This is a genomic window from Candidatus Cardinium sp. cByotN1, assembly GCF_022810525.1.
Lineage (GTDB): Bacteria > Bacteroidota > Bacteroidia > Cytophagales > Amoebophilaceae > Cardinium.
The window spans coordinates 1-4,428 of the sequence record NZ_JAACGG010000050.1; the positions used below are offsets into that span (position 1 = coordinate 1).

Below are 4,428 nucleotides of genomic sequence, written 5' to 3' on the forward strand. Positions count from 1 at the left end.
TGTTCCTGAAACTGGTAAAAAATGAATTTTTTAAAGCTACTTTTTGCTTGATAAAAAAGTAAGATAAAAAACTTATAATCAAATAAAAATAATTAAAAATTCCTTAAGTTGACGCCATTGCGTGAACAGATACTTAAAAAAATATCGGGATATAAAAATAGATCTCTTACAAAAGCTATTTTGTATAGCTTTTATAAGAAGTCGAATGAATCAGCTTCATTCAAAAATGTAAGAAGACCATGGCGTATGGCTTTAACATCATATAGGATTAAATAGAGAACTGTTCTAATAATAGCTTTTTACAAGAGGTTTTTTTGCATACTGGCCCATAGCGGCTGAATGACTAACGTGCCAGATTTTTAAACCTAGCGTAACACGCTAAGAATCGTTTATTTTCAAAAGCAGGGGTACCAGAAAGGGTAATATGGCCTTTGGGAAAAGAGCGGGTAATACCGGCGCGACCAACTGCTCTCATATGATCACCCAAATGGAGGTGACCAGCAACACCTGTTTGGCCACCCAGCCTACCATAATCTCCTATCTTGGTCGATCCAGCAATGCCTACCTGTGCCGCAATACCCGTATGCTTACCTATTTGCACATTATGGGCTATTTGCACTAGATTATCTATTTTGGTCCCTTTGCCTATAATAGTGGTACCTACAGTAGCCGCATCTATGGTCGTATTGGCTCCAATTTCTACCTCATCAGCTAATTGCACATTACCAATAGAGGGGATACGTTTGTAACTACCATCTGCGTGCGTTAAAAAGCCAAAACCAGTACCACCAATGACAGCACCCGCATGAACAACACATCGGCTACCTATAATGGTATAAGCAGCTATTTTAGCGCCACTATAAAGTATCGTATCCTCACCAATGGTGACATGATCTCCTACATAAACATGTGGATAAATTTTTACGCCTTTACCTATAACTACGTGATGACCAATATAGGAAAAAGCACCTCGATAGATATTGGCACCTACCGTACCTTCCCGACCTATATAAGAGGGAAATTCTATACCCGATTTAGGAGCTGTCTTTTGCTGGTAAACCTCTTCTATGAGCAGACAAAAAGCACGATAAGGATCTTCAACAGCGATCAAAACAGCAGATAGAGGTGCAACAGGTTGAAAGTCTTTAGGAACCAAAACAGCAGAGGCTTTGGTTTGGTAAAAGGCAGTAGTGTATTGGGGACTTGAAAAAAAACTAAGCCCGCCAATAGCTCCATCATCCAGGGTACAAAGATGGGTTAAGTTTGTATCCGCACAGCCAGCTAATAATTTGCCATCAAAGCGTTCTATTAATTCTGATAAGGTCCATTGCATGGTAGTTATTTTAGATTAGGGAATCTTTATTGTACTGTTTTACTTTTTTCATCATACTACTACAATAGCCATTTCTCCTTTTTCTTTTTTTGCATTTACTAAGTAGATCGGACTGCTTCTTTATCTGACTGATCCAAAACTGATGGGGGGTTTACGCTTTTCCGCAAGGCGACAAATCTTAAGAAAAGCATCGATACTATTGGCGCATATTTCCGTTTTACCATCTTCATGGCATTTGTAGATTCGCGAACTATATTTATTTCCAATGCTTTCCTCTACAAGATCAATATAATATCCACAACTTCCATCTATTAGAGCTGCTATACAAAAAGGTTGCTTTATGAAATATAATCTTGTTGTTGCAGGCTTACCTTTTCTTCTCTTTTTTACTTTAACAGGTACTGAAACGTCAAGTAAATAACATGATTGATCTGAATTTTGCTTACGGATTAAACTACGCGCGACTTTTTGTTCATCCCCTGAATTGGGTGTAAGAAATCCAAAGAATAGATACTCCCCTACTTTTAAAGTAGGGAGTTGCCAATTTTTCAGGAGTTTTACGTATCCCTTAGGTAGGGTAACACCATATTTTGTACTGTTCTGTAATTGTTGATTGAAGTAATTGATGACAAGCTCTCTTGTTTTTGTTTTGGCTATTTTTGTTTTTGCTTTTGTTTTCGTGGTTTGTTGTAGTATGCTTTTTGGGTTTATGGATAGGCTTGTGCTCCGATCTATATAGCTTTTATACACTGAACAACCATCTAGCACCATACAAACAACTACGCAAACAATTTTATAGACATTTAGAGACATACTATAAAAGGAACAGTTAAATTTTAAATAATAGATTTCTTGTGCAAAACTACTTTCGCTGTATGGATTCCGCAATGTGATGAGGCCACTTACAAAAATTAAAAAACGCGCCTTGTAAAATAGTTGCGATCAGAAAGCACCCATAGCCACCACTTCCTCACAAATTTGCTGGATAAAGTCATCTACAGGAATAGTAACCTGGCCATTTTGTTTACGGACCGTAACAGTTTTATTAATCATTTCTTTTTCACCAACCACCAGGATATAGGGAATTTTACGTAAAGTAGTCTCCCGAATTTTTTTGCCAATGGTTTCGTTGCGGCTATCTAAGGTAGTACGGATACCTGCTGCCAATAGCTTTTGCTCTACAAGAGCAGCATATTGATTATATTTATCGGAAAGGGATAAAAGAGCTACTTGTTCTGGAGCTAGCCAGAGTGGAAACTTGCCACCAGTATGCTCAATAAGAATCGCTATAAACCGCTCTAGTGACCCAAATGGCGCACGATGAATCATAACGGGCCGGTGTTTCCCACCATCGGCTCCCATATAGGTCAAATCAAAGCGAATAGGTAGTTGGTAATCTAGCTGCACTGTACCTAGTTGCCAACTACGGCCTAAGACATCTCTAACCATAAAATCGACCTTCGGACCATAAAAAGCAGCTTCACCCTGTACAACAGTGGCTTGTAAGCCTTTTGCTTTGGCTATGGCTTGAATAGCTTCTTCCGCTACATCCCAATCTTGCACGTTTCCGATATATTTATCGCTACTAGGGTCTCTAAAAGAGAGTTGGGCCGTATAATCTTTAAACCCAAATAGGCCAAATACATAAAGAACCAAATCAATGACCTTAGCAAATTCTTCTGCTACTTGATCGGAACGACAAAAGATATGGGCATCATCCTGTGTAAAGCAACGGGTGCGGGTCAATCCATGCAAGGCACCATGCAATTCGTAACGATAGACAGTTCCAAACTCTGCCAAACGAATAGGAAGCTCTTTATAGGAACGGGGGGCGCTGTTGTAAATTTCACAATGATGAGGGCAATTCATTGGCTTTAAAAGATATTCCTCTTCGGGTTGAGCGGTACGAATGGGCTGAAAACAATCTTCTTGGTATTTTTCATAATGACCAGAAGTGATATAGAGCGCTTTATGGCCAATATGGGGAGTAATAACGGGCTGATATCCGTGCTTGATCTGCTCTTTTTTAAGAAATTGGACCAAAGTATCACACAATAACGCACCCTTAGGTAACCAAAGCGGGAGGCCAAGACCAACTTTTTCAGAAAAAGTAAATAGGCCAAGCGCCTTGCCTATCTTTGCATGACTTCTTTTTTGGGCTTCTTCTCTAATATACAGAAAATCTGTTAGTTCTTTTTTAGTTGGAAAAGTGATACCATAAATACGGGTAAGCTGCTTATTGTTTTCATTGCTTCGCCAGTAGGCTCCTGAAACGTTTAAAATTTTAACCGCTTTGACCCATCCAGTATGGGGCAAATGAGAACCTTTACACAAATCAATAAAATCGCCTTGTTGATATAAGGTGATGGTACCATCGGTCAACCCTTCTAATAGCTCCAACTTATAAGGATCTTCTTTTTTAGTAAAAAAGTCAATAGCTTCTTGCTTGGAGACGACTCGACGAATAAATGGATCTTTTTGCTGGGCAAGTGTAATGATTTCTTTCTCTATAGCTGCTAGATCTAGGCTATCCGTTGAATGGGGACCTAAATCTACATCATAATAAAAGCCTTGTGCAATAGGGGGACCTATACCAAACTTAACACCAGGGTAAAGGCGCTCCAAGGCAGCAGCTAGAAGATGAGCAGAAGAATGCCAAAAGAGTTGTTTACCTGCATGATCTTCCCATCTAAGGAAATGAAGGGTAGCGTCTGCTTCAATAGGTCGCGTAAGGTCATAGACCATTTCCCCGAGCTGAACGGCTAAAACATCAAATATCCCGAGTTGTTGGGCGACAACTAAACCAGTAGTTCCTTTAGGAAATAACCTTTTTTGGCCATCTATGAGTAGATTAATCATTGTATGCTGTACAGTACCTTAAGATTTGTTAGTTGATAAACATACAATTTTTTCATTAATGGTTCTATATTTCATCTTTATTTTAGCATCAAAAGGCATGATTTGAAAGAAGATTAATGATATCAAGGGTATTATAGTTAAATTAGCTGGCCAGTTAGATAAATTACAAATCATTGGCTTTCACCTATTGAAAAAACAAATGGCAACATATAGAAAGAATTTTTAAAGCTACTTTT

Annotated in this window: 3 protein-coding genes; all 3 read right to left on the reverse strand. The window is 38.6% G+C overall.

Features of this window, described 5'->3' with window-relative positions; all coding sequences use genetic code 11:
- Nucleotides 1–343 precede the first annotated feature (343 nt).
- The 3 genes from lpxD to thrS all read right to left on the reverse strand — a co-directional run bounded on the left by lpxD (nucleotide 344) and on the right by thrS (nucleotide 4,192).
- Nucleotides 344–1,333, reverse strand: coding sequence for a UDP-3-O-(3-hydroxymyristoyl)glucosamine N-acyltransferase (gene lpxD / locus MUW73_RS01520; protein ID WP_243018078.1), 990 nt, complete (start codon nucleotides 1,331–1,333; stop codon nucleotides 344–346).
- Nucleotides 1,334–1,453: 120 nt separating this feature from the next.
- Nucleotides 1,454–2,146 carry a hypothetical protein gene (locus tag MUW73_RS01525; RefSeq protein WP_243018079.1) on the reverse strand — a complete coding sequence of 231 codons (693 nt, stop codon included), beginning with the start codon at nucleotides 2,144–2,146 and terminating at the stop codon, nucleotides 1,454–1,456.
- 129 nt (nucleotides 2,147–2,275) lie between these two features.
- Nucleotides 2,276–4,192, reverse strand: a complete 1,917-nt coding sequence (thrS, locus tag MUW73_RS01530) for a threonine--tRNA ligase (RefSeq protein ID WP_243018080.1) — start codon at nucleotides 4,190–4,192, stop codon at nucleotides 2,276–2,278.
- Nucleotides 4,193–4,428: the final 236 nt, after the last annotated feature.